Source organism: Patulibacter ginsengiterrae (genome assembly GCF_056269115.1).
In genome coordinates this window covers 246,847-271,326 of sequence record NZ_JBWDOG010000003.1, presented here as the reverse complement: position 1 = coordinate 271,326, position 24,480 = coordinate 246,847, and the positions used below count along the sequence as shown (strand labels likewise).

General features: G+C 71.6%; 18 protein-coding genes. All 18 read right to left on the bottom strand.

Annotated features, from left to right (window positions below; translation table 11 throughout):
- Positions 1–5: 5 nt before the first annotated feature.
- A complete protein-coding gene (locus tag ACVUH9_RS07755; protein ID WP_475755574.1) occupies positions 6–461 on the bottom strand; it encodes a hypothetical protein in 456 nt (151 codons plus the stop codon).
- 30 nt (positions 462–491) lie between these two features.
- Positions 492–1,154: an RNA polymerase sporulation sigma factor SigH gene (gene sigH, locus ACVUH9_RS07750; protein WP_475755645.1), complete on the bottom strand. Its 663-nt coding sequence runs from the start codon at positions 1,152–1,154 to the stop codon at positions 492–494.
- Positions 1,155–1,319: 165 nt separating this feature from the next.
- Positions 1,320–2,564 carry a 23S rRNA (guanosine(2251)-2'-O)-methyltransferase RlmB gene (rlmB, locus tag ACVUH9_RS07745; protein ID WP_475755572.1) on the bottom strand — a complete coding sequence of 415 codons (1,245 nt, stop codon included), beginning with the start codon at positions 2,562–2,564 and terminating at the stop codon, positions 1,320–1,322.
- On the bottom strand, positions 2,564–3,925 hold the full coding sequence (cysS, locus tag ACVUH9_RS07740; RefSeq protein WP_475755570.1) for a cysteine--tRNA ligase: 1,362 nt from the start codon (positions 3,923–3,925) through the stop codon (positions 2,564–2,566). Before cysS ends, rlmB begins: the two co-directional genes overlap by 1 nt.
- A 380-nt stretch (positions 3,926–4,305) precedes the next feature.
- Entirely contained in the window at positions 4,306–5,850 is a 1,545-nt protein-coding gene (locus tag ACVUH9_RS07735) for an NAD(P)/FAD-dependent oxidoreductase (protein ID WP_475755568.1), read from the bottom strand.
- Between the two features lie 72 nt (positions 5,851–5,922).
- On the bottom strand, positions 5,923–7,557 hold the full coding sequence (locus tag ACVUH9_RS07730) for a glycosyltransferase family 39 protein (RefSeq protein ID WP_475755566.1): 1,635 nt from the start codon (positions 7,555–7,557) through the stop codon (positions 5,923–5,925).
- On the bottom strand, positions 7,554–9,089 hold the full coding sequence (locus tag ACVUH9_RS07725; RefSeq protein ID WP_475755564.1) for a hypothetical protein: 1,536 nt from the start codon (positions 9,087–9,089) through the stop codon (positions 7,554–7,556). The genes ACVUH9_RS07730 and ACVUH9_RS07725 overlap by 4 nt, the downstream gene beginning before the upstream one ends.
- A 59-nt stretch (positions 9,090–9,148) precedes the next feature.
- Entirely contained in the window at positions 9,149–9,652 is a 504-nt protein-coding gene (gene ispF, locus ACVUH9_RS07720; protein ID WP_475755562.1) for a 2-C-methyl-D-erythritol 2,4-cyclodiphosphate synthase, read from the bottom strand.
- Positions 9,649–10,575: a histidinol-phosphatase gene (locus ACVUH9_RS07715; protein ID WP_475755560.1), complete on the bottom strand. Its 927-nt coding sequence runs from the start codon at positions 10,573–10,575 to the stop codon at positions 9,649–9,651. Before ACVUH9_RS07715 ends, ispF begins: the two co-directional genes overlap by 4 nt.
- Positions 10,569–11,336, bottom strand: coding sequence for a 2-C-methyl-D-erythritol 4-phosphate cytidylyltransferase (ispD, locus tag ACVUH9_RS07710; protein WP_475755558.1), 768 nt, complete (start codon positions 11,334–11,336; stop codon positions 10,569–10,571). The genes ACVUH9_RS07715 and ispD overlap by 7 nt, the downstream gene beginning before the upstream one ends.
- Before the next feature lie 42 nt (positions 11,337–11,378).
- Positions 11,379–12,002, bottom strand: coding sequence for a CarD family transcriptional regulator (locus ACVUH9_RS07705; RefSeq protein ID WP_475755556.1), 624 nt, complete (start codon positions 12,000–12,002; stop codon positions 11,379–11,381).
- 69 nt (positions 12,003–12,071) lie between these two features.
- Complete coding sequence (gene disA / locus ACVUH9_RS07700; protein WP_475755554.1) at positions 12,072–13,184, bottom strand: DNA integrity scanning diadenylate cyclase DisA; 1,113 nt, start codon at positions 13,182–13,184, stop codon at positions 12,072–12,074.
- 68 nt (positions 13,185–13,252) lie between these two features.
- Positions 13,253–14,728 (bottom strand): DNA repair protein RadA, encoded by a 1,476-nt coding sequence (gene radA / locus ACVUH9_RS07695; protein WP_475755552.1) that lies wholly within the window; start codon positions 14,726–14,728, stop codon positions 13,253–13,255.
- A 227-nt stretch (positions 14,729–14,955) separates the two neighbouring features.
- A complete protein-coding gene (locus ACVUH9_RS07690) occupies positions 14,956–16,365 on the bottom strand; it encodes a PLP-dependent transferase (protein WP_475755550.1) in 1,410 nt (469 codons plus the stop codon).
- A 299-nt stretch (positions 16,366–16,664) separates the two neighbouring features.
- Positions 16,665–19,262: an ATP-dependent Clp protease ATP-binding subunit gene (locus ACVUH9_RS07685; protein WP_475755548.1), complete on the bottom strand. Its 2,598-nt coding sequence runs from the start codon at positions 19,260–19,262 to the stop codon at positions 16,665–16,667.
- Between the two features lie 81 nt (positions 19,263–19,343).
- A complete protein-coding gene (locus ACVUH9_RS07680) occupies positions 19,344–21,740 on the bottom strand; it encodes an FdhF/YdeP family oxidoreductase (protein ID WP_475755643.1) in 2,397 nt (798 codons plus the stop codon).
- A gap of 107 nt (positions 21,741–21,847) precedes the next feature.
- Positions 21,848–22,744 carry a formate dehydrogenase accessory sulfurtransferase FdhD gene (locus ACVUH9_RS07675; protein WP_475755546.1) on the bottom strand — a complete coding sequence of 299 codons (897 nt, stop codon included), beginning with the start codon at positions 22,742–22,744 and terminating at the stop codon, positions 21,848–21,850.
- 199 nt (positions 22,745–22,943) lie between these two features.
- Entirely contained in the window at positions 22,944–24,449 is a 1,506-nt protein-coding gene (gene lysS / locus ACVUH9_RS07670; RefSeq protein WP_475755544.1) for a lysine--tRNA ligase, read from the bottom strand.
- Positions 24,450–24,480 lie beyond the last annotated feature (31 nt).

The window sequence follows — 24,480 nt, the reverse complement described above, 5'->3', positions numbered from 1 at the left end:
GGCGCTCAGCGCGCGTCGGGGGCGATCGGCCCCCAGACGCCACCGGTGCGGCCGAGCACCAGCTCGATCCGCTGGTCTCCGTCGACGACCGTGAAGGTCGCCCGGTCGTCGTCGACACCGGGCTGATCGTCGACGGAGACGAGCACCAGCTCGACCGCCGTGGGGTCGGCGATGCCGCGGGCACGAGCGGCATCGCGGGCGGCGGACTCCAGCGCCGCGCGGTCCCAGCCCTCGTCGGAGGCGTGGGCCTCGGCGAGCGCGGAGTTCGCCTGACGCAGGCGCGCCAGCATCTGGTCGTGGGAGGCGCGGGCGCGACGGCGCCCGGCGACCCACCCGGTCAGCGCGAGCAGCACGATCGCCGCGACCACCGCGATGACGACGATCCCCACCACCGAGACGGCCAGTGGCACGTGGCCCGTCAGGCGGGCAGGGACGGAGGTCAGCAACACGATGAGCGGCATCGCGCCAGATCCTACGGACCGGCGGAGGGTCTACGCCACCACGCGCAGCGGCACGCGCTCCCGCTCGCGCAGGAAGTCACCGACCTTGCGCTTGACCCGCTGGAGCGCGTTGTCGACCCGCTTGGTGTCGGACCCCAGCTTCTCGGCGATCTCCTCGTAGGTGCGGCCTCGCAGGTACAGGGCGAGGACCCGCGACTCGAGGTCGCTGAGCAGCTCCGGGACCGACGAGACGAGCGCGCGCAGCTCGTCGCGGTCGACGGCCAGACGGGCTGGGTCGTGCTTCTGGGGACCGGCGATCACGTCGTGCATCGTGCTCTCGCCCTCGGCCGCGCCCGGCGGCGGAGCCGACAGCGACACGGCGTCGTTGAGCAGCTTCGCCTTGTGGCGGTTGTCGGCCTTGATCGCCGTGATCATCCGGCGGGTGATGCACAGCTCCGCGAAGTTGCGGAAGCTCGATTCGCGGTCGGTCCGGAAATCACGGATCGCCTCGTACAGCCCCATCAGGCCGTACTGGATCAGATCGTCGCGGTCGCCCCCGTTCAGGAAGAAGGAACTGGCCTTCATCCGAACGAAGCCGTGGTACCGCGCAATCAGTCTGTTGGTCGCTTCTCCGTCGCCGCGCTTCGAGCGGGCGATAAGGAACCCATCCTCAACCTGACGTTGAGCGTTAGGGGCAGTCTTGAGTTGTGCCACGAGATGCCTTTCCGTTCGCCTCCACGCGAACTGAACAGCCTCGTAACGCGCGCCTCCCACGGCGCTATGAGAAAAAAGTTGTCCTGCTACTCGTCGTGCCGACCACCCTAGGGCCCGGTCTAGACCTGAGGTCGACGGTCACGACGAGGAGGACTGTGACAGAAGTTATGAACCAGTGTCAAGTCGATCTCGCTGCTGCAAGATCGCGTACAGCAACACGGCACTTGCCGCGCCCACGTTGAGGCTGTCGATCCTTCCGCGCAGCGGCAACGCGACGAGCGCGTCGCAGGTGTCCGTAACCCGGGTCCGCAGACCGGTGCCCTCGGCACCCATCACGAGCACCACGCCACCGGTGTAGTCCGGCTTGTCGTAGGCGACGGCGTCGTCCTCGTCACCAGCGGCCCCGTAGACCCAGCAGTCGACGTCCTTGGCGGCCGTCAGCGCGTCGGCGAGGTTCCGGACCTGAGCGATCGGCAGGTGCTCGACGGCCCCGGCAGAGGCCTTCGCCGCGGACGGCGTGACCTCGGCCGCGCGGTGGCGGCAGATGATCATCCCGGTCGCGCCGACGCACTCCGCGGTCCGCGCTATCGCGCCCAGGTTCTGCGGGTCCTGGACCTCGTCGAGCGCGATGATCAGCGGGTTCGGCTGCGACAGCAGCTCCTCCAGCTCGACGTACGGGTAGGGGTCGGCAGCGGCGACCACGCCCTGGTGGTCGGCGCTGCCCGCGAGCGCCGTCAGCGCGTCGCTGTCGACCGTCACGACCTCGACGTCCTCCAGCCACTCCTCGGCCTGGACCGTCGCCGGGGTCGCCCAGACGCCACGGATCTCGCGGCGATCGGCGCGCAGCGCCTCGTGGACCGCGTTGCGGCCGTAGAGCAGCTGCCCCTCGTTGCGGAAGTCGGGCGGCAGCGGCGGAGCGGCCGAGCGACGCGGACGGTCGTCGCCGACCTGGTCACGGTCGCCACGCGGGCCGCTGGGACGCCGTTGCTCCGAGCGTGCGCCACCCGGCGGACCCGAGCGGCGGCCACCCGGGGCTCCCCCGGGACGATCGCCCCGAGCGTCCTTGCCGTCGTGCGGACCGAACGGCTTGCCGGCCTTGGCGGCCGCCTTGCGGGCCTTCCAGTACTCCGGGCCGCGCTGGTCGCCCCAGTAGCCCTCGCCGCGGGGGTCCGGCTTGCTGGGATCGCGCGGCTTGTTGCCCTTGCGTCCGCCCTCGGCCCGGCGCGCGTCGCGCGCCGACTTGCCGCCGGTCAGATCCGCAGCGCGACGCGCGTCGCGGCTCGTCCCGCCCTGCTCGTCACGACCGCCCGGACGACCACGTCCACTGCTCGACGACGCTCCTCCCCCGCTCGGTCGATCCCGACGCGGACGGCCGGCTCCGCCGCCGCCACCTTTCGGCTTCGGTGCCATCAGTTCTCCACTCGTATGAGGTCTGCGCCCTGCGGGCCGTCGCGGACGACCCATCCGGCCGCGGCCAGCGCGTCGCGCAGCTCGTCGGCTCTTGCCCAGTCCTTGGCGGCCCGCGCGGCCTGGCGCTCGGCCAGCAGCGCGAGCGCCTGTTCGTCCGGCCCATCGCCGGTGTCGGCGTCCAGCAGGTGCTCCAGCGCGAGGATGCCGAGCATCTCCCGCAGGTGCTGGTCGCCGACGCCACCGCGCCGGTTCGCCTCGCGGACCCAGGTCCACAGATGCCCGAGGGCCTGGGCCGTGTTGAAGTCGTCGGAGAGGGCGTCCAGGAACGCATCGCGCTCCGGCGCGAGATCTGCGGGCGATGCCCCAGGGGTCAACGTGCGCCCAGCTTCCCGCAGACGTCGGATACCAGCCTGGGCCTGCTCGAGCGTCTCGTCCGAGTACGCGAGCGGCTGGCGGTAGTGCGCCGAGCAGAACAGCAGGACCAGCGCGTCGCGTCCGACCTCGTCGAGCGCCTGGTGCAGCGGCGTCACGTTGCCGACCGACTTGGCCATCTTCTCGCCGCGCAGCTGGAGCATCCCGTTGTGCATCCAGATCTGGGCGAGCTCGTGGTCGCGGGCGCAGCGGGTCTGCGCGGCCTCGTTCTCGTGGTGCGGGAAGACGAGGTCGCTGCCACCGCCGTGGATCTCGAAGCCGACGCCGAGCGTCTCCTCCGCCATCGCCGAGCACTCGATGTGCCAGCCGGGACGGCCGCGGCCCCAGGGGCTGTCCCAGGCCGTGTCCTCGCCGGGCTTGGTCGCCTTCCAGAGGGCGAAGTCGAGCGGGTCCTGCTTGCGGCCCGTGCCGACGAGGTCGTCGCCCTCGCCCTGGTCCATCTGGTCGACGTCGCGGTGCGAGAGGCTGCCGTAGCCGGGGTCCCTGCGGACCCGGAAGTAGACGTCGCCCTCGACCTCGTACGCCGCGTCCCGCCCGACGAGGTCGTCGATCAGGGCGATGATCCCGGGCATCGACGTCGTCGCCAGAGGCTCGACGTCGGGGCGCCCGAGCTCGAGGCGATCGGTGTCGGCCCGGTACAGGCCGCCCATCTCCTCGGCCAGCACGGTCGACGAGATCCCCTGACGGACCGCCGCGGCGTAGATCTTGTCGTTGACGTCGGTCAGGTTGCTGACCAGCGTGACGTCGTAGCCCTCGAACTCGAGGAAGCGCTTGAGCAGCGCGTAGACCACGAACGGTCGCGCGTTGCCGACGTGGATCCGGTTGTAGACCGTCGGTCCACAGGCATAGATGCCGACCTGCCCCGGTACCCGTGGCCGCAGCTCGAGCAGCTTGCCGCTGGCGGTGTCGTGGAGGTGGATCGTACGCACGACGCATGAGCGTACCCGGCGCGGGCCCCAACCGGGGCGGCGATCGCGGAGCGCCAACCCGGCCGTGCCGTCGCCGCCAGGCTCGGGGCCCCGGTGGCGGGCGTCCGGGTGGGCCCCCACCGTCGTGCAAGCCTCGTCCCCGCTTCGCTCCACTCACCGGATCCCGGAACCCGTGAGGGTCGATCCGTCGTGCCGTGGAGCCCTCACGACAAGGAGCCGGATGATGATCTCGACGAGACCGCAGCGTCACGCCCTCTCCACGCTGGTCGCCCGGGCGCGGTTCCCGCCTCGGCGGCGCCGTAGCCCCTGAACGCACGACGGCCGCCCCTCGGGCGGCCGTCGTCCAGCTTCGGCGCCTCGCGCCGACAGGCAGCGGAGCGCTACTTGTCCGAGACCTCGGCGCTGGTGGTGATCGCGACGTCGTCGTGGCTCCCGATCTCGCCCGACGGGGTCTTGCCCGCCTGGTACGGGTACGGGCTCTGCTTGGTCTCGCCCTCTTCGAGGTACTCGTCCTCGGCGTTGACCTCCCAGAGGTCGTGGTCCTCGCCGTAGAGGTTGTCGACCGCGCGCATCGACGTGAGCATCGAGTGGTCGGAGTTGTTGTAGCGGTGCAGCCCGTTACGGCCGACCTGCTGCAGGTTCTCGACCGAGGCGACCCAGCGCTTGATGATCTGGACGTTCTCGGCGTAGCCGTCGACGTAGTCGGGGTAGGCCTTCGGGACGCGGACCACGTAGCCCTTGACGACCTGGCCGGGCTTCGACAGCCCGATCTCCTGGAGCTCCTTGGTCGCCAGCGCGACCAGGTCCTCGTCGCTCGACGTCCAGAGGTCGTCGCCCTCGAAGCAGAAGTACTCCATCCCCACGCAGCCCTTGGTCTCGTCCGGGACCATCCAGGGGCTCCACGAGCGGAAGTTCTGGATCCGGCCGACGATCACGCCGGGCTCGTGGATGTAGATCCAGTTGTCCGGGAACGGATCCTCGCCGTCGAGGATCAGCGACACCGTCAGGAAGTCGCGGTACCGGAGCGCCTCGGCCGCGGCGACGACCTCGGCCGGCGCGCCCTCGGTCATCCGCATCAGGTTGCGCAGCGGCAGCGAGGAGACGACGTTGCCGAAGTCGGTCAGCGTCTCGCCGTTGACCGTGATCTCGGTGATGCGGTTGCCCTCGAGCTTCATCCGCTCGATCGGGCTCTCCATCTCGATCGACCCACCGCGCTCCTCGATCGCGTTGGTCATCTTCTCCCACATCTGCCCCGGCCCGTAGCGGGGGTAGTCGAACTCCGTGATCAGCGTCTTGATGTCGCCGTTCTTGGAGGGGAAGAAGGCGTCCTTGGCCGCCGTCACGAACGAGAGGCCCTTGATCCGCTGGGCGGCCCAGTCGGCGGTCATCTCGCTGGCGGGCCGGCCCCAGACCTTCTCGGTGTAGGTCTTGAAGAAGTGCTCGTACAGCCGCTTGCCGAAGCGGTTGGAGACCCACTCCTCGAGCGACGTCTCCGGCTTGCGACGGAACGGCTTCTTGGCGACGGCCCAGAGGTACGAGAAGCCGGCACGCGTCAGCTCGACGGGGCCGAGCTTCTTGATGACGTCCATCCCGTTGAGCGGGTAGTCGAGGAACTTGCCGTTCCAGAAGATCCGCGACATCCGCGGGCGGCGGAGGAACTCGTCGCCCATGATCTCGTACCAGAGGTCCTCGACCTCGCGGACCTTGGTGAAGAAGCGGTGCCCGCCGAGGTCGAACCGGTACCCGTCGCGCACGACCGTCATCGCGATTCCGCCGACCTGGTCGGCGGCCTCGAAGACCGTCACCTCGGCGTCGCGCTTGGCCAGCAGGTAGCCGGCGGTGAGGCCGGCCGGGCCACCACCGATGACCAGCGTGCGGCCTTCAGGCTCGGTGGGAGGTGTCGTGGGCGAGGGGGTGCCGTGCATCGGGACTCCTACAGTCAGGGTGCGGTCAGCCGGGGAAGGTCAGGGAACTCGTACCCATACGCGCTCGGACGGTTACGGCCGAACGGTGAAGAGTACGCCGAAAACGCCCCGACCAGGACCGGTGACCGGTCGGCGGCCCACCATCTCGAGCCGTGTGTCGGCCTGCATGAGGGCGCGCCAAGCGCGGGTTCGGTCCGCGACCAGGCGGGTCCAGGGGGCTTGCCAGTTGCCACTGGAGATTACGGGAAGGACCAGCAAGATGCGAGAGCCGGGACGTTGTTCTTCGATTAGGCGGTCGGCGACCACCCACGGGGTCGCCGCCTGGAAGCGATCGAGCACCCGACGCCAGTCCAGCAGCCGGACGTCCTGCTGGCGTCCGATCGCCGTCGCGAACCGCAGGCCTTCGGCCTCGCCGCGGCGTCGCAGGCCGTACGCGATCACCGGCAGCTGCTCCGGCTGGACGCTGATCACGAGGTCGCCCGGGCGCAGCTCCGGGCCGACCGCCTCGACCATGGCCTGGGACGTGCCCTTGCTGTGCAGGCGACCGCCCTGGGTGCTGACCCCCCAGGCGACGACGAGGATCACGAGCACCAGCAGGCCCGGCCGCCCGGCCCGGGTCAGCAGCAGGCCGCTGAGCAGGATCACCGGGCCGACCAGCACGCCCATGTAGCGGTTGGCCCAGGCCGGGCTGACCAGCGATCCGATCCACGCGAACAGCAACGTCGCGACGAGCATCACCGCGAGCACGGCGACATCGTCGCGCAGCACCCGGGCCTCGTCCGGCGCGGGGACGCCCGGGACCTGGACCCGCCCGCGGGCCGCGGCCGCGATCGTCGCCCCGCCGAAGACCAGCGCGGTGAACAGGATCGCCGCCGCGATCTGCGAGACCGCGAGCGAGCCGAGCCCGACGATCATCATCTCGAAGGTCGGCCGGACCGACCACGGCGCGCCGGTGTCCTGGGCTTGACGGGCCAGCGTCGGCAGCCACGGCAGCCAGGCGATCGCGGCCGCCAGGTGGATCAGGAAGCCGATCCGGACGACCCGCCAACGGCCCGCGCGATCGCCCTGGAGCAGCGCCCGCATCCCCACGGCGAGCACGCTGCCGCCGACGAGGAAGACGCCCCAGGTGTGCGTGTAGAGCAGGACCGCCAGCACCACCGCGAGCGCGATCTGGAACCGTCGCCCGTCGACCGCGAAGGCCCGCAGGTGGAAGCCGGCGACCAGCAGCGAGAGGAACGCGACCATCGCGTACATCCGGGTCTCCTGCCCGAAGTACGTCAGGTAAGGAAGCGTCGCCGCGACCGCCGCCGCGGCGACCGCCGCCGGACGGCCGAACGGCCGCTTGGCCAGCAGGTACGAGACCGGCACCGTGGCGACGGCGAAGGTCGCCGAGAGCGCGTGGGCTGCCGTCTCGCTGTCGCCGAACAGCCGCAGCCAGCCGTGCAGCAGCAGGTAGTAGACGGGCGGGTTGCCGTCGAGGCGCAGCGCCCCCGGGATGTCGAGGAAGGGGTAGTTGGCGACCCCGACGCTGATCCCCTCGTCGATCCAGAACGGGGCGCTGAGGTTGCGCGTGCGGAGGAAGATCGACCAGAGCAGCAGGAGGCCGACGGCGAGCGGGGCTCCGGGTCCGGTGATCCAGGCCAGCGCCGCGGCCGCCCGGTCGCGAACGGGGGACGGCGCGGCGCTGGTGGTCGGCGTGGTGCTCATCGGGTGGTCTTCGCGTCGGGACGGCAACGGGCGACGATCTGCCAGTAGGGCGTCTCGGCCAGCGTCTGCAGGCCGGGGATCTGGCGGACGGTCGGAGTCAGCGAGCCGCCCTTCACGAGGCGGGTGCGCAGGACGGTGACGTAGGGGCCCTCGGGGGTCATGCTGACCTGGTTGGCGTGGACGCGGAGGTACCACGCCGCCTGGGGCACCATGAACTTGTGGGTCGCGGCCGGCGCGCAGGCCCGCAGCCGAGCGGCGCCCCCGGCCTCGGCGATCGCGTGGGGCAGATCGTCGACCATCCGCGACTCGTAGAGGACCCGGCGCATCTGCTCGGGGACGTGCTGGACCCCACCGACGCCGATCGCGACGGCGGCAGCGGCCAGCAGCACCGCCCGGCCCGGAGCCGGGATCCGCTGAAGCAGCTGTCCGAAGCCGGCCGCGGCCGCCACGATGATCAGCGCCACCGGCGGGATCAGGTAGCGCTCGTTGCCCGAGAAGCCGCGCTCGGTCATCAGGATCACGACCACCAGCCAGGCGACGCCGAAGGCCGCGATCGCGAGGATCGCGAGCAGCGGCCTGGGCGTCGCCGCGGCCGGGTTCGCCGCGGCCGCCGCCGTGCCAGACGCCACCGAGGCGCCGGCCGCCGACGGGTCGGGAGCCGTGGTCGCCGCCGGCGAGACGTCAGCCGAAGCCGTCGGAGCGTCCGGCGACGGCACGGGGCCGGACGCCGAGCGGCGTCCGGCGACGGTCACGAGCAGCGCGACGACCGCCGCGACGACGACCGCCCAGGTCGCCGTCGGCAGCATCCCGACGAAGTCCTTGACGATCGTCCACCACGGGTGGTTCGTCAGCGAGGCGGCGCCGGGGTCGGGGTTCTGCGCCCGCGAGGCCGCACGCCAGTAGTCGCCCGAGCCCCACTTCTCCGGCAGCAGCCAGGCCGGGGGCAGGATCGCCAGCGCGGCGAGGATCGCGGCCCGCCCGCGCCAGTCGGCCTTCCAGGCCAGCCAGGCGGCGTAGAGCAGCAGGAACGGCCACGCCTCGGGACGGAGCAGCCCGGCCCCGATCGCGCAGGCGAGGGCGATCCGGCGCCGCTGCGCCAGCTCGGCGGCGATCGCCCCGAGCACCAGCGCCATCAGCAGGCCCTCGCTGTTGGCCAGCCAGCCGTGCCAGACCCACCACGGGGCGAGCGCCAGCGAGGCACCGGCCAGCAGGCCGGCGGCGAGCCCGCCGAGGCGACGGGCGACGACGAACGCCAGCACCACCGCGCTCAGGGCGCCGACGCGGGCGGTCAGGACCCAGATCGAGGGCGCGATCTCACCGAACGGCGCCGCAAGCGAGGTCACGACGACCGGCAGCGGCTTCCAGGACGGCCCTTCGAGGGTGTTGAGGTCGCCGTGCACCACCTCGCGACCCCAGATGATCCACGCCCACGGATCGTACGTCGGGGTCGACGGGAGGATCAGCGAGAGCAGACCGAGGATCAGGACGACCCCGGCGACGGTGATCACGGGCCTGCGTGCCAGAGCGCCCATGAGCGCGACATCGTACTGGCGAGGGGCGTCGCGCCGCCCCACCGATCGGTTGGCGGTGCTCAGCGCGACCGCACGATCGTGGCGACGGCCTGGGCGATCGCCCCCTCGCCGCGGCCGACGGCGTCGAGCCGCTCGGCCGTGGTCGCCTTCACGTTGACCCGGTCGGCCTCGATCGCCAGCGTCGCCGCCAGCCGGTCCGCCATCGCGCGCTTGTGCGGCCCGAGCTTCGGGCGTTCGAGCACGACGGTCGCGTCGACGGAGGTGATCGTCCAGCCGCCGTCGGCGACGACCAGCCCGACGACGTGGGCCAGCAGGGCGATCGAGTCCGCACCCTTCCAGCGCTCGTCGGTGTCGGGGAAGTGGTCACCGATGTCGCCGAGGCCGGCGGCCCCGAGCAGGGCGTCGATCACCGCGTGGGTCAGGACGTCGGCGTCGCTGTGTCCGTCGAGCCCGATCTCGCTCTCGATCCGCACGCCGCCGAGGATCAGCGGCCGGGGCGGGTGGGTGCGGACCAGCCGGTGGCTGTCCCAGCCGAGGCCGGTGCGGACGTCGGGAAGGCTCATCCGCCGGGCCGGCCGGTGGCCGGGTCGATCGTCACCGGCGGCGCGTCGCCGTGGCGGTGGGCGGCCTCGCGGTCGGCGGCCTCGATCGGCACGCTCTGCCGCTGCCGGCGGTCGAACGTCGTCAGCTCGGTGATCCCGACCTCGTGCAGCAGCTCGAGCGCCTCGGCGTAGCCGTATCCGAGGTGGTCGGGGCCGTGGGCGTCGCTCGAGAGCGCGATCGGGTTGCCGGCGTCGGCGACCATCTCGAGGAACCCCTGGGCGGGGTAGATCTCACCGGCGGGCTTGCGCAGCCCGGCGGTCGAGACCTCGACGACGATCCCGGACTCGGCGATCGCCTCGATCGCGGGCTCGTAGTAGAAGCGCAGATCGCGCTCCGGCATCGGCCGTGCGCCGCCCCAGACCTTGACCAGGTCCGGGTGGGCGAGGACGTCGTAGAGGCCGCTGCGGGCGCACTCCGCGAGCGTCGCGAAGTAGCGCTTCCAGACCTCGTCGGCGTTGTCGGTCGTCTTCCAGACGTCCCAGTTCGAGCCGGTCTCGGAGTACTCGGCGTCGACCCCGCGGTCGGCGATGAAGTGGACCGAGCCGATCACGTAGTCCCAGTCGCGGGCGTCGAGCAGCTCCGCCATCCGGTCCTCGCGGCCGGCGATGAAGTCGGCCTCGATCCCGAGCTTGAGGTCGGTCTGCTCGCGCACGAACGCGCAGTACTCGTCGAGGTCGTCGACGGCCGAGAAGCGCCAGAACGGGTGCTGCCAGACGTCGAGCGCCTGCGAGAAGCGGTGGATGTGCTCACTGACCCCGAGCTGGGTGATCCCGCGCTCGCCGGCCGCGGCGCGGTACCGCTCGGCGTTGGCCGCCGTGAAGTACTCCTCCGGCGTCGACGGATGGGCATCCGGGCGCAGGTGGACGTGGTAATCGGTCAACACGAGACGTCATTCTTTCGCAGAGCGGCCAGCAGCAGCTCCGCGAGGTCGAGGTCCTCGGGCACCGTGATCTTCAGATTGCTGCGCGGGGCGGGCACCAGCCGCACGTCACCACCGGCCGCCTCGACCAGCGAGGCGTCGTCGGTCGCCGCAGCGAGCACCTCGTCCGGCTCCGCCAGCGCGCCCTGGAGCGCGTCGCGGCGGAAGACCTGCGGCGTCTGGACCGCCCACAGCCGGGAGCGGTCGAGGGTCCGGGCCACCCGCGGGAGCGCGTTCGGCCCCGAGCCGTCGTCGGCCGGGACCGCCTCCTTGACGGTGTCGGTCATCGGCGCGGCCGCGATCGCGGCGTCGGCGCCGGCGGCCACCCCGAGCAGGCAGGCCCGCACCAGCTCCTCGCTGACCAACGGACGCGCACCGTCGTGGACGAGCACCGGCTCCTGCGGCGGACCGTCCCCGCAGGCCGCGAGGCCGGCGCGAACGGAGTGCGAGCGCTCGTCGCCCCCGGCGACGGCGACGACCCGCGGGCCGTCGGTCGGGTCGGGGCCATCCCAGCTGCCGGCCGGCAGGCCCCACTCCTCGGGGTCGGCGGGCAGTTCCTCACCGGCCGGCAGCACGACCACGATCCGCCGCAGCGGACGGGTCGCCGCCAGCACCTCGAGCGACCAGGCCAGCAGTGGTCGCCCCAGAAGCGGCACGAGCGCCTTGGGCCGGTCGTGGCCCAGGCGCTCGCCGCGTCCGGCGGCGACGACGATCGCAACCGCCATCGCGCTACCGGGAGTCGTCGGTGCTGATCGACGGAACCGCGATCAGTCCTGCAGCGCGAGTTCCGCGTCCGTCTCCTCGACGGACTCGTCGTCGTCATCGTCGTCATCGCTGACGGCGACCGGCGTCGCGCCGGGCTGCGGAGCCAGGATGCCGTCGAGGTACTCCTCGGCCTCATCCTCGCTCTTCTCCAGCGCGTACATCAGCTCCGACGCCAGAACCTTCTTGGCGCGCGTGAACATCTGCTTCTCGCCGGTCGAGAGGCCCTTCTCGTTCTCGCGCGTGGCGAGGTTGCGAACGACCTCGGCCAGCTCGTAGATGTCGCCGGTCTTGATCTTCTCGCGGTTGTGCTTGAAGCGCCGGTTCCAGTTCTTCGGCATCTCCGTGCACGGACCCTCGAGCACGCCGAGGACCTTGCGCACGGTCTCCTCGTCGATGACCCGTCGGAGCCCGACCGTGGCCGCCTGCTCGCACGGAACATGCACGGTCATGTCGTTGTGCAGGATCCGGATCTTGAGGTACTCACGCTGCTCGCCGAGAACGTCGCGAGGCGCCCGGGACTTGACGACCCCCGCTCCGTGATGCGGGTAGACCACGTGGTCGCCGACCTGGAAGTCGCACTCCCCCGCGGGGATTTCGAACAGATCGTCGTCAATGGTGTCAGGCATATTCCCTCCTGGGATGGCCCGCGTCACGCGCGGGAAGACCGGACCAGCAGCTACGGCGCACAACCGGCGTCATGTCTGGAGGTACCGATCGACGAGGTTGATCTCCTGCAGACGGCGAAGGCCCTCGCGGATGTCCTTCGCCCGGATCTCGCCGACACCCGGTACCGATTCCAACTCGGCATCGGTTCCGACGAGGAGCTCGTCCAGGCCACCGAAACGATCGATGATCTGCTGCACGACGAGCTTGGGGAGGCGCGGAATGCGCCCCAGTACCCGGTGCCCACGAGGGCTGACCGGGTAGTCCAGCGTGTTGAGTTTCCGGTTGAAGCCGAGCAACTCGGCCAGGCGACCGAAATCGAGAAGGTCAGGGTGCGGGAGGCGCGGGAGCAGGTCGAGCGTGGCCGCGACCGCCTCCTCGCTGGGGTCGGTCGAGTAGTCGCGCACCAGCGCGGCCTTCTCGCCCGCGGTGCCGACGGTCGTCTCCTCGAGCTGCATCTCGATCAGGCGACCATCGGTCCCCAGCTCGACGATGTAGCGCTCGATCTCGACCGCCATCCGCGAGACCAGCTCGGCCCGCTGCAGCACCGTCAGGACGTCGTGCAGCGAGGCACCACCCTCGAACTCCAGCGCCGACAGCCGCGTGGCGACCTGGTCGAGCCGGGCCCGGTACTTGTCGAGCGTCGCGAGCGCCTGGTTGGCCTTCGCGAGCACGACCGGGATCTGGTCCAGCTGGTAGCGACCGCCGTCGACGTAGAGCGAGACGACCTCGCGCCGCTGCGAGATCGCGATCACGAGCGCAGCGGTCTGCTTGCTGACGCGCTCGGCCGTGCGGTGCCGGGTACCCGTCTCCTGGGTCAGGATGGTGGGGTCCGGCACGAGCTGGACGTTGGCCATCGCGATCTTGGTCGCGTTGGCGTTGAGTGTGATCGCACCGTCCATCTTGGCCAGCTGGTACAGCAATGCCGGGGTGTAGTCGATGTCGAGGCGAATCCCGCCCGAGCAGAGGTGGGTGATCTCCTCTGGCTCCCCGATCGCCAACAGGCCACCGGTGTGCGCGTTGAGGATCGAGTCGATCCCCTCACGGAGAGCGGTTCCCGGCGCAATCATTTCGAGCGCCTTCACCAGCCGCGGTTCCTGACGTCCTTCGAGCTCTTGGAACTCTTCGCCGGGACGCTGGGCCATCGCAACGATTGTAGCAAGCCTCAACCGATGCGAACCCCACTTATCTACACGATCGTCGGACGAGCGTGTCAGCCCTTCCGCGGAAGGGCTACTCTGAGGGCCTCTCGGAGGGTGTTCTGACGCTCAGGCTGGACGACCGTACCAAGGCCGAACTTGCGTGCCTCGGCCAGCCGACGGTCCGCATGGGCGACCCCGCGAAGCTCGCCGGTCAGGCCGATCTCGCCGAAGCAGGCCACCGGCAGATCGGCCTGCTCGTCACCGTCGCCGACCCCCGGAACGATCCCCCGGGCCGCTGAGGCGACCGCCAGCGCGACCGCCAGGTCGGCCCCCGGCTCGTCCGCCCGGACCCCGCCGACGACGTTGACGAAGACGTCGTGGGTGCTCGTCGAGAGCCCCGCGTGGCGGCTGAGCACCGCCAGGACCAGCGCCAGCCGGTTGCGGTCGATCCCGTTGCTGACGCGTCGCGGCGGCACCAGCTCGCTCGGCGAGACCAGCGCCTGGACCTCGACCAGCAGCGGCCGGGTGCCCTCCATCGCGCACAGCACGACCGAGCCCGCCGCCCGGGTCGCCTCCCCCACGAACCGCGCCGAGGGGTCGAGGACCTCGACCAGGCCGACGCCGCGCATCTCGAAGACGCCCGCCTCGTTGGTCGAGCCGAAGCGGTTCTTGCTCGCCCGCAGGGTCCGGTAGGTGCGCTCGCGCTCGCCCTCGAACTGGAGCACGCAGTCGACCAGGTGCTCCAGCACCCGCGGGCCGGCGAGCGCGCCCTCCTTCGTCACGTGGCCGACCAGCACCGTCGCGACGTCGAGCCGCTTGGCCACCTCCATCAGCCGCCCGGCAACCTCGCGGACCTGACTGACCGAGCCCGGCGCACCGGTCAGGTCCGGATCGTGCATCGTCTGGACCGAGTCGATCACGCAGACGTCGGGCCGCTCGGCCTCGATCGTCGCGATCACCGTCGCCAGGTCCGTCTCGGCCAGGATCGGGACGTCGAGCGCCGCGCTGAGCCCGCGCGGCGCGGGGGCCGTGGTGCCGGGCCCGGCCGGGTCGCCACCGGCTCCCACGGCCACCGGTACCGCCTCCGGCGGCTCGGCGAGCCGCTCCGCCCGCAACCGGACCTGGGCCGCCGACTCCTCGCCCGAGACGTAGAGGGTCGAGTGACCGGCACCCTGGAGGTGCCCGAGCACGGTGTTCAGCAGCGTCGACTTGCCGATCCCGGGCGAGCCGCCGAGCAGCACCAGCGAGCCCGGGACGAGCCCGCCGCCGAGCACGCGGTCGACCTCGCCGAGGCCGGTCCGCAGCCGCGGGACCCGTGGGGCCGTGACGTCGCGGAGCCGGGTCGGCGTACCCGCCGGAACGCCGCCACGGGCGCGGGCGCCGGCGGCACCGCCGACCGCCTTGGTGCCGCCGCGGCCACCGGTCGGGCGGTTGGCGCGTTCCTCGGTGATCGTGCCCCAGGCCCCGCAGCCGGGGCACTGCCCGAGCCAGCGGGGGCTCTCGTGGGCGCAGGCAGAGCAGATGTGAACGGTTGCGGCACGGGCCATCGGGCTCTCCAGGGTATGGCCCGGCGCGGCGTCAGCCCAGCGGATGCCGTGCCAATCCGGTGCCGATCGAGCACCGAAGCTCCGCGACGGGCCCCACCGCTCCTGCTCTACGGTGGTCGGGGTCGACCTCCTCCGCCGCCTGCGCTGCTGCGGAACGCGCCCCGCCGCAGTTCTGAGCCGCTCGGCGACCAGGAGCGCGGCCCCCGTCGTGCTGCGTGCTGCCCCGTTCAGGCCGCGGTCGTCGCGTCGAGCGCCCGGACGACGTCGGCGACGATGTCCTCCGGCGTTTCGAGGCCGGCGCTGAAGCGGATGTAGCCCGGCCCGACCTGGCCGTCGCCGAAGCGGTCGCGGCGCTCGGCCGTCGAGTGCAGCCCGCCGAAGCTGGTCGCCTCCGCGACCAGCTGGAGCTCCGTCAGGAACGCGGACGCGCGACCGCGGTCGCCGAGGTCGAACCCGACCACGCTGCTGAAGCCCGGGTAGCGGACGTCGGTGACGTCGCCACGGTCCCGGAGCGCCGCGACGACGGTGCTGGCCACCGTCTCCTGCCGCTGCAGCCGGACGTCGAGCGTCGCCAGCGACCGGTGGGCGAGCCAGACCTCGAACGGCCCCGGGATCGACCCGGTGAGGGTCCGCCAGCGCCGCAGCTGCTCGACCAGCTCACGGTCGGTCGCGGTCACGTGCCCGAGGATCAGGTCGCTGTGCCCGGTCAGGTGCTTGCTGTCCGAGGAGACCACCACGTCGGCTCCCGCCGCGAGCGGCCGCTGCCGGAGCGGGGTCGCGAGCGTGTTGTCGACGACGACCCGCGCGCCGCCCTCGCGGCAGGCGGCGATCGTCGCCTCCAGCTCGAGCGTCTCGAGACCCGGGTTGGCGGGCGTCTCGATCCAGACCACGCTGGCGCCCGGCGCGGCCTGCCGGATCGCCTCGTCCTCGGTCGGGACCAGCCGCACCCCGACCCCGCGCAGCGCGAGATGCTCGTGCGCGAACTGCATCACCCCGGGGTAGCCGTCGTCCGGAGCGACGAGCAGGTCGCCCGGCCCGAGCAGGCATTGGAGGACCGCCGTGGCGGCGGCCATCCCCGAGGCGAAGACGACGCTGTGGCCGCCGTCGAGCGTCCCGAGCGCCTCCTCGTAGCGATCGAAGCCGGGGTTGCTCATCCGCCCGTACAGGTGCGGCGTGTCCTCGACGGCGCCGGCCGCGTGGTACGGCCCGGCGAAGACCGGCCCCCGGAGGAACGGCTCGCCCTGGGTCGGCGGCGCGAGGCCCGCGGTCACGACCGTGGTGGCCAGGCCTCGCGGCAGGACCGACGCCAGGGCGGGGTCGGCCACAGGAGCGGGCGCAGGCGTCGCAACCCGATCGGCCGGGCCGGGGCCAGAGGGGGCGCCGGCGTGCCCCGGGCCAGCCGCGGACTCGGCCGCGCTCGACGCCTCCGGCGACCGGTCCGCGGCTCCGGCCCCCGGCGCCTCCGGGGCGGTTCCATCACCGTCGGAAGCACCGTCACCGTCACCGTGACCGTGTCCGCGAGCCTCGTCGAGCCGGGCCCGAGCGGCGTCGGCCAGCCCGTGGGGCAGGACCCCGGCTTCGCCCGGCACCCACGAGGCCCCCGGCGGGGTCGCGTCCTCGCCCGGCTTCGGGCTCATCGGCCGTTCTCCTCAGCCCACGAGGCGACCGAGCGACACGAACGGCAAGCGGCGCGGAACGGACGCCGAGGCGAGTGGGCGGGCGGCATCACCTCCAAGCGTAGCGCCGGCCGGCGTGTCCGTCACGCGGCAGCGCGGCCACGGGTGGCCCGCGCCGGAACGACGGAGGCCAGCAGCACGACGTACGCCGCCACCGTGGCGACGCGACCCGGAGCGACGGAGGTCACCAGAACGACGAAGGGCGGGGCCCGAAGGCCCCGCCCTGTTCATCGACCGTCGTACCGACCGGCTCTAGATCTTCACGCGCCCTCGCTCGGAGCGTCGCTCGGCGTCTTCTCCACCGTCGGAGTCGCCTCCTCGGTGACCGTCTCGTCCTCCGGAGCGGCACCGACCGCGGCCGGGACCTGGACCTCGGGCTCGACGATCTCCATCACGACGTCGTTCTCGGTGTCGTCCTCCGGAGCCCGCTCGACCCGCACCAGCGCGTTCGGCGGGACCTCGTTGGCGAGCACGAAGTCCGCGAGCGGATCCTCGATGTAGCGCTGGATCGCCCGACGCAGCGGGCGAGCGCCCATCGCCGGGTCCCAGCCCTTCTCGACCAGCAGCTCCTTGACGCCGTCGCTCAGCTCGAGCGAGAGCTGGCGATCGCGCAGCGACTTGCGCACGCGATCGATCATCAGCTCGACGATCTGGGTGATCTGCGGCTTCGTCAGCTTGTGGAAGACGATCAGCTCGTCGATCCGGTTCAGGAACTCCGGCTTGAAGGCCTTCTTCAGCTCGCCGGTGACACGCTGCTTCATGTCCTCGTACGTGAGCGACTCGTCGTCGTCACCGAGCTGGAAGCCCAGCGGCGTCGACTTGGCGATCTCGGACGCGCCGATGTTCGAGGTCATGATCACGATCGCGTGCCGGAAGTCGACCGTCCGCCCCTGGGAGTCCGTCAACCGGCCGTCCTCCAGGATCTGGAGCAGCAGGTTGAAGACGTCCGGGTGGGCCTTCTCGATCTCGTCCAGCAGCAGGACCGAGTACGGCTTGCGCCGCACGGCCTCGGTCAGCTGACCGCCCTCGTCGTACCCGACGTAGCCGGGGGGCGAGCCCACCAGCCGCGAGACGGCGTGCTTCTCCATGTACTCCGACATGTCGACGCGGACCATCGCGTCGGGGTCGTCGAACAGGAACTTGGCCAGCGACTTGGCCAGCTCGGTCTTTCCCACGCCCGTCGGGCCGAGGAAGATGAACGAGCCGGTCGGGCGCTTCGGATCCTTGAGGCCGGCGCGCGAGCGACGGATCGCCTTCGCGACGACCTTGACCGCCTGCTCCTGGCCGATCACGCTCTCGTGGAGCTCGTCCTCCATCCGCATCAGGCGGCGGGTCTCGGCCTCGGTCAGCTTGAAGACGGGGATGCCGGTCCACATCGAGACGATGTCGGCGATCTCCTCCTCACCGATCGAGAGCCGCGGCTGCTCGCCCTCGCCCTGCTCCCACTGCTCGACGAGCTCACGCTTCTTGGCGACGAGCTTGCGCTCCTCGTCCCGCAGCGAGGCGGCCGTCTCGTACTCCTGGGCCTCGATCGCCGCGTCCTTCTTGCGGCGGGCCTCGGCGATCTGCTCCTCGACCTCCTGGAAGACCGGCGGCGACGCCATCGAACGGATCCGCTTGCGCGAAGCCGCCTCGTCGACCAGGTCGATCGCCTTGTCCGGCAGCTGCCGGTCGGCGATGTAGCGGTCGGCGAGCTCGACGGCGGCCTCGAGGGCCTCGTCGGTGATCTCGACCTTGTGGTGCTGCTCGTAGCGGTCGCGCAGACCCTTCAGGATCTGGACGGCCTCCTCCGAGGAGGGCTGCTCGACGCGGACCTGCTGGAAGCGACGCTCCAGCGCGGAGTCGCGCTCGAGGTACTTGCGGTACTCGTCGATCGTCGTGGCGCCGATCGTCTGCAGCTCGCCGCGGGCCAGCGCCGGCTTCAGGATCGAGGCGGCGTCGATCGCACCCTCGGCGGCACCCGCGCCGACGAGGTTGTGGATCTCGTCGATGAAGAGGATGACGTCGCCGCGGTTGGCGATCTCCTTCATCACCTTCTTGAGACGCTCCTCGAACTCACCGCGGTACTTCGACCCGGCGACCAGGGCGGCCAGGTCGAGCGTGTAGATCTGCTTGTCCCGCAGCAGCTCGGGCACCTCGCCCGAGGAGATCTGCTGGGCGAGGCCCTCGACGACGGCGGTCTTGCCGACGCCCGGCTCGCCGATCAGCACCGGGTTGTTCTTGGTCCGGCGGGAGAGGATCTGCATGATCCGCTCGATCTCGGTCGCACGACCGACGACCGGATCCAGCTTGCCCTCGGCCGCCAGCTTCGTCAGGTCGCGACCGAACTGGTCGAGCACCTTCGACGAGCGCTTCTGCGGCGAGCCCTCTGCGGTGGCGCCAGCGCCACCGACCGAGGAGCCGGCGGTCTGCCGACGTCCGCCGGGGCCGGACAGCATCCGGATCACCTCGTTGCGGATCTTCTCGCTGTCGGCGTCGAAGTCCAGGAGGATCCGGGCGGCGACGCCCTCGTTCTCGCGGACGAGGCCGAGCAGGATGTGCTCGGTACCGATGTAGTTGTGGCCCAGGCTCAACGCTTCGCGCAGCGCAAGCTCGAGGACCTTCTTCGCGCGGGGGGTGAAGGGGATCTGGCCGGAGGTGACTTCCTCACCCGATCCGACGATCCGCACGACCTGCGCCCGAACGCGCTCGACAGTGATGTCGAGGGATTCGAGCACGCGCGCGGCGAGCCCCTCCTCCTCACGCAACAGACCGAGAAGGATGTGCTCCGTCCCGATGTAGTTGTGCTTGAGCGTCCGCGCCTCTTCCTGGGCGAGAACGACAACCTGCCTGGCTCGTTCTGTGAATCGCTCGAACATCCGTGGGTCCTTCCGTGGCTCGTGACCCACTCTACCAGTGGGCCCACCCGACCCCGTGGGGTCCACGGGAGCAGTCGACGACTAACGCGCGCCGTCTCTCGTCCTCACGTCGTCCGGAACCGTCCGGATGCGCGAGGAACTGGGCTCCAGACGGACGATCAGCGACTTCGAGGTCGGCGTGTTGCTGCGGTCCGCCGTACTGTCCAACGGGACCAGCGGATTGGTCTCCGGGTAGTAGGCGGCGGCGCAACCGCGCGCCGTCGGGTAGGCGACGACCCGGAACCGCTCGGCCCGTCGCTCGACGCCATCCGTCCAGACGCTGACCAGATCGACGACGTCGCGGTCGCGCACCCCGAGCGCGTCGAGGTCCTCCGGCCGGACCAGCACCACCCGCCGGCCGGCCTTGATTCCCCGGTAGCGGTCGTTGAGCCCGTAGATCGTCGTGTTGTACTGATCGTGCGACCGCAGGGTCTGCAACAGCAGGTGGCCTTCCGGGACGACCAGCGTGTCGAGCGGGTTGACGGTCAGCCGGGCCTTGCCCGTCTCCGTCTCGAACCGCCGCTCGTCGCGCGGCGGATGCGGCAGGACGAACCCCTGCTTGCGCGCCGCCCGCGCGTTGAAGGCGTCGAAGCCGGGCACCACCGCCTCGATCTGGTCGCGGATCAGGCCGTAGTCGGCGGCCATCGCCTCCCACGGCAGGTCGCGGGCCTCTCCGGTCGGGCTGCCGAGGCCGTGGCCGCCCCCGACCGGCGCCTCCTGCCCGTCGGGCATCCGCGATCGGCCGCGCTCGGTGACGTGCTCGGACTGCTCGCCCTCTGCCGACGCCGGACCGAAGACCGCGCGGGCCAGGTCGCAGACGATCCGGACCTCGCTGCGCAGCACGTCGGACGGCGGGCTCAGCAAGCCGTGCGAGGCGTGGACCACGCTCATCGAGTCCTCGGCGGTCACGAACTGGTGGTGACCGTCGGGCGCGACGTCGCGGTCGGTCCGCCCGAGCGTCGGCAGGATCAGCGCCTCGTGACCGGTGACCAGGTGCGAGCGGTTGAGCTTGGTCGAGACCTGGACCGTCAGCCGCGCCCGCCCGAGCGCGGCCTCCGTGACCGGGGTGTCGGGGGTCGCCGCGGCGAAGTTGCCGCCCATCCCGAAGAAGACCTTCAGGTGGCCGTCACGGAGGGCGCGGATGCTGTCGACGACGTCGAGGCCATGCTCACGCGGAGGCACGATCCCGAGCGCCGACTCGAGCCGGTCGAGGAACGCCGCGGGCGGCTTCTCCCAGATCCCCATCGTACGGTCGCCCTGGACGTTGCTGTGCCCGCGAACGGGACAGAGGCCGGCGCCGGTGCGCCCGATGTTGCCGCCCAGCAGCAGGAAGTTGACGACTTCGCGGATCGCGAGCACCGCGTGCTTGTGCTGGGTCAGCCCCATCGCCCAGCAGACGATGATCCGCGGCGACTCGCGGATCATCGTGAACGCAGCGTCGATCTCGGCCCGGGTCAGGCCGGTCGCGGTCAGCAGCTCGTCCCACGAGACGCCCATGAGGTGCTCGCGGAGCGCCTCGAAGCCGTCGCAGTGGTCGTCGATGAACGCCTGGTCGAGGACCGGCGGATCGTCGGCGCCGCGGGCATCCTCCGCCTCCAGCAGCAGCCGCCCGAAGGCCTGGAAGAGCGCCTGGTCGCCGGCCAGCCGCAGGGGCAGGAAGAGGTCGGTCAGCTGGGTCCCGCGCCCGAGCATCCCCGCCGCCTTCTGCGGGTTGTCGAACCGCTGCAGCCCCGCCTCGGGCAGCGGGTTGACGGTGATGATCTTCGCCCCGCGCTCCTTCGCCTCCTCGAGCGTGGTCAGCATCCGCGGGTGGTTGGTGCCCGGGTTCTGGCCCGCCACGATGATCAGGTCGGCGGCGACCAGGTCGTCGATCGAGACGCTGCCCTTGCCGATCCCGATCGTCTCGGCCAGCGCGACGCTGGTCGACTCGTGGCACATGTTCGAGCAGTCCGGCAGGTTGTTGGTGCCGAAGGCGCGGACGAACAGCTGGTAGGCGAAGGCCGCCTCGTTGCTGGTCCGGCCCGAGGTGTAGAAGGTCGCCTCGTCGGGCGAGTCGAGGGCCCGCAGCTCGCGGGCGACCAGCGCGAAGGCGTCCTCCCACGAGATCGGCGCGTAGTGGTCCGCACCGGGCGCGAGGTGCATCGGCTCGGTCAGCCGCCCCTGCTGCCCCAGCCAGTGCTCCGTCCGGGCCCGGAGGTCGTCGAGGTCGTGGCGGGCGAAGAACTCGTGGCCGACCCGCCGCAGGGTCGCCTCCTCGGCGACCGCCTTCGCGCCGTTCTCGCAGAACTCGAGCGTGTGGGTTCCCCCACCGGGTTCCGGCCAGGCACAGCTCGGGCAGACGAAGCCGCCGGGCTGGTTGATCTTCAGCAGCGTCCGCGCGCTCCGCGTGACGCCCAGGTGGCGGAGCCCCTCGCGAGCGATCGAGAGCGTCGCCCCCATCCCCACGGCGTGGTCCTGCGGGGGCCCGATCTCGAGCCCCTCCTCGTCCTCAACGACCGGGTGGTCGCGGTCGGTGCGGCCGCGGACGGACCAGCGCTTGGCGGAGGTCATAGCGTGATCCTCTCGGGGTTGGCGTAGACGTTGAAGCGGTCGCCGCGGAGGAAGCCGACCAGCGTCACGCCGAGCGCGTGGGCGGCGTCGACGGCGAGGCTCGACGGGGCCGAGACGGCGCAGACGATCGGGATCCCGCCGGTCGCCGCCTTCTGGACCAGCTCGAACGAGGCGCGACCGGAGAGCATCGCGATCGCGGCCCCGCCCGCCTCCGGCGCCGGCTCGTGCTCCAGCCGGCAGACCCCGAGCACCTTGTCGAGCGCGTTGTGACGGCCGACGTCCTCGCGCAGGATCCGCAGCCGCCCCGCGACGTCGAAGAGGGCCGCGGCGTGCAGGCCCCCGGTCCGGTCGAACAGGCCCTGCTGCTCGCGAAGCCGGTCGGGCAGGCCGAGCAGGGTCGCGGGAGCGACCGTCGGGCCGGGTGGCAACGCCGGGCAGCGCCGGCCGAGCTCCTCCAGCGTGGTGTGCCCGCAGACCCCGCACGACGAGGTCACCTCGACCCGGCGGCGAAGCCGCGAGCGATCGAGCGGGCCGTGGAGCCGGACCTGGACGACGTTGTTGGTACCGGTGCCGACGCCGCTTCCGCCGCCCCCGTCGAGCGCCGGACCGTCGCCGTCGCAGAGCCGGATCGAGGCGATCCCGTCGCCGAGCAGCCCCTCGGCGGCGAGGAAGCCCGCAGCCAGCTCGAGGTCGTGCCCGGGCGTGCGCATCGTGACCGCGACCGCGACCGGCTCCTCGCCCGGACCGGCGACGCGGATCTCGAGCGGTTCCTCGGTCGCGACCCGGTCGCGGCGGCGGGTGCTGGCGCCGCCGCTGAAGGTCACGACCGGGACGGCCAGCGCCCCCGAGCGACGGTCGGAGGCTCGGGGCGGGTGCAGCGCGGCGACGGCCATACCCCACCAGACCACGTTCACCGCCGGGGTTCAACCCCCCGACCGGGGAACCGTCTACGCAAGCGGACTACTGAAACCTGCGACTGGCTCGTGGGGCGTGGATCGTGGATGCTGGGCGCCGACCGCGGAGCCGACGCTGGGGCGCGCCCCGCGTCGGATCCGTGGGTGGTGTCCAGCGCCGCGAGGCGCGTGCCACGGGCTAGTCGCGCATTGCGGGGAACAGGACGACCTCGCGGATCGTCTTGCTCCCGGTCATGCAGAGCACGAGTCGGTCGATCCCGAGCCCGAGGCCGCCGGTCGGCGGCATCCCCTGCTCCAGCGCCTCGATGAACGCGTGGTCGTAGGGCTGGGCCTCGTCGTCGCCCTCGAGCTCCAGACGCGCCTGCTCCTCGAACCGGCGACGCTGCTCGTCGGGGTCGTTGAGCTCGGAGAACGCGTTGGCGATCTCCATGCCGCAGGCGAAGGCCTCGAAGCGCTCGACCAGGCCGGTGTCCTCGCCGGTCGCGGTCCGCTTCTTCTTGGCGAACGGCGACAGCTCGACCGGGTAGTCGAAGAGCATCGTCGGCTGCTGCAGGCCCGGCTCGACGTACTTGCTGAGCAGGTCGTCGACGAGCTGCGGCCAGGTCCGGCCGTCGGGCTCGAGGTCGACGCCCTCCGTGTTACGGATCAGCGCGGACAGCTCCTCGCTGGAGCGGTGGGCGAGGACGTCGATCCCCGTCTGCTCCTCGATCGCGCCGGCCAGCGTCTGCCGCTTCCACGGCTCGGTCCAGCGGATCTCGCCCTCGTAGCCGATCGCCTTGGCCACGTGCTGGACGCAGGCCTCGAGCCGGTTCGCCTCGTTCTCGACGTCGCCGTAGGCGGCGTACCACTCGAGCATCGTGAACTCGGGGTTGTGCTTGTGGCTGATCCCCTCGTTCCGGAAGTCCTTGCCGAGCTCGTAGACGCGCTCGAGCCCGCCGACGATCAGCCGCTTGAGGTACAGCTCGGTCGCGACCCGCAGGTAGAAGTCGCGGTCGAGCGCGTTGTGGTGCGTGACGAACGGACGCGCCAGCGCGCCGCCGTAGAGCGGCTGCAGGATCGGGGTCTCGACCTCGAGGAAGCCGTCGGCGTCGAGGAACCGACGGACCTCGGAGACGATCCGCGAGCGCGTGATGAAGCGGGCGCGGGTCTCCTCGTTGCCGATCAGGTCGAGCTCGCGCCGCCGCTGGCGGATCTCCGGATCCTGGAGCCCGTGGTGCTTGTCCGGCGGCGGGCGCAGGGCCTTGGCGAGCACGGTGATGTCCTCGACCCGCAGGGTCAGCTCGCCCCGGCGGGAGACGAACGCGGTGCCGTCGATCCCGAGCAGGTCGCCGAGGTCGATGTCGTCGAGCAGCCGCGACATCAGCTCCGGTCCGAGCACGTCCAGCTTCGCCTGCAGCTGGATCCGGCCGGAGCGGTCGTCGAGGTCGAGGAACGCCATCTTGCCCTGACCGCGGCGGGCGTGGACGCGCCCCGCGATCCGGTGACGGACGTCGGTCTCGGCCCCGTCCTCGAGGCCAGCGTGGCGCTCGCGCACGGCCGCGATCGGCTCGACGCCGTCGAAGTCGTGCGGGAACGGCTCGATCCCTGCCGCCCGCAGGTGCTCGAGCTTGGCCCGACGGACGGCGAGCAGGTCGGTGCCGTCGTCGGTGGTGGTTCCGGTGTCGCCGGAGGCGTCGTTGGTCATGCGCCGAGGAGCAGCGGAGGCCGTGGCGGCG

Excerpts from the sequence above, each read along its gene's own strand:
- ispF (WP_475755562.1), bottom strand. The coding sequence starts at position 9,652 with ATGAGCCTTCCCGACGTCCGCACCGGCCTCGGCTGGGACAGCCACCGG.
- ACVUH9_RS07680 (WP_475755643.1), bottom strand. The coding sequence starts at position 21,740 with ATGGGGGCGACGCTCTCGATCGCTCGCGAGGGGCTCCGCCACCTGGGC.
- ACVUH9_RS07690 (WP_475755550.1), bottom strand. The coding sequence starts at position 16,365 with ATGAGCCCGAAGCCGGGCGAGGACGCGACCCCGCCGGGGGCCTCGTGG.
- ACVUH9_RS07730 (WP_475755566.1), bottom strand. The coding sequence starts at position 7,557 with ATGAGCACCACGCCGACCACCAGCGCCGCGCCGTCCCCCGTTCGCGAC.
- disA (WP_475755554.1), bottom strand. The coding sequence starts at position 13,184 with ATGGCCCAGCGTCCCGGCGAAGAGTTCCAAGAGCTCGAAGGACGTCAG.
- ACVUH9_RS07705 (WP_475755556.1), bottom strand. The coding sequence starts at position 12,002 with ATGCCTGACACCATTGACGACGATCTGTTCGAAATCCCCGCGGGGGAG.
- ACVUH9_RS07685 (WP_475755548.1), bottom strand. The coding sequence starts at position 19,262 with ATGTTCGAGCGATTCACAGAACGAGCCAGGCAGGTTGTCGTTCTCGCC.
- ACVUH9_RS07725 (WP_475755564.1), bottom strand. The coding sequence starts at position 9,089 with ATGGGCGCTCTGGCACGCAGGCCCGTGATCACCGTCGCCGGGGTCGTC.
- radA (WP_475755552.1), bottom strand. The coding sequence starts at position 14,728 with ATGGCCCGTGCCGCAACCGTTCACATCTGCTCTGCCTGCGCCCACGAG.
- ACVUH9_RS07735 (WP_475755568.1), bottom strand. The coding sequence starts at position 5,850 with ATGCACGGCACCCCCTCGCCCACGACACCTCCCACCGAGCCTGAAGGC.
- ACVUH9_RS07755 (WP_475755574.1), bottom strand. The coding sequence starts at position 461 with ATGCCGCTCATCGTGTTGCTGACCTCCGTCCCTGCCCGCCTGACGGGC.
- ispD (WP_475755558.1), bottom strand. The coding sequence starts at position 11,336 with ATGGCGGTTGCGATCGTCGTCGCCGCCGGACGCGGCGAGCGCCTGGGC.
- ACVUH9_RS07675 (WP_475755546.1), bottom strand. The coding sequence starts at position 22,744 with ATGGCCGTCGCCGCGCTGCACCCGCCCCGAGCCTCCGACCGTCGCTCG.
- rlmB (WP_475755572.1), bottom strand. The coding sequence starts at position 2,564 with ATGGCACCGAAGCCGAAAGGTGGCGGCGGCGGAGCCGGCCGTCCGCGT.
- lysS (WP_475755544.1), bottom strand. The coding sequence starts at position 24,449 with ATGACCAACGACGCCTCCGGCGACACCGGAACCACCACCGACGACGGC.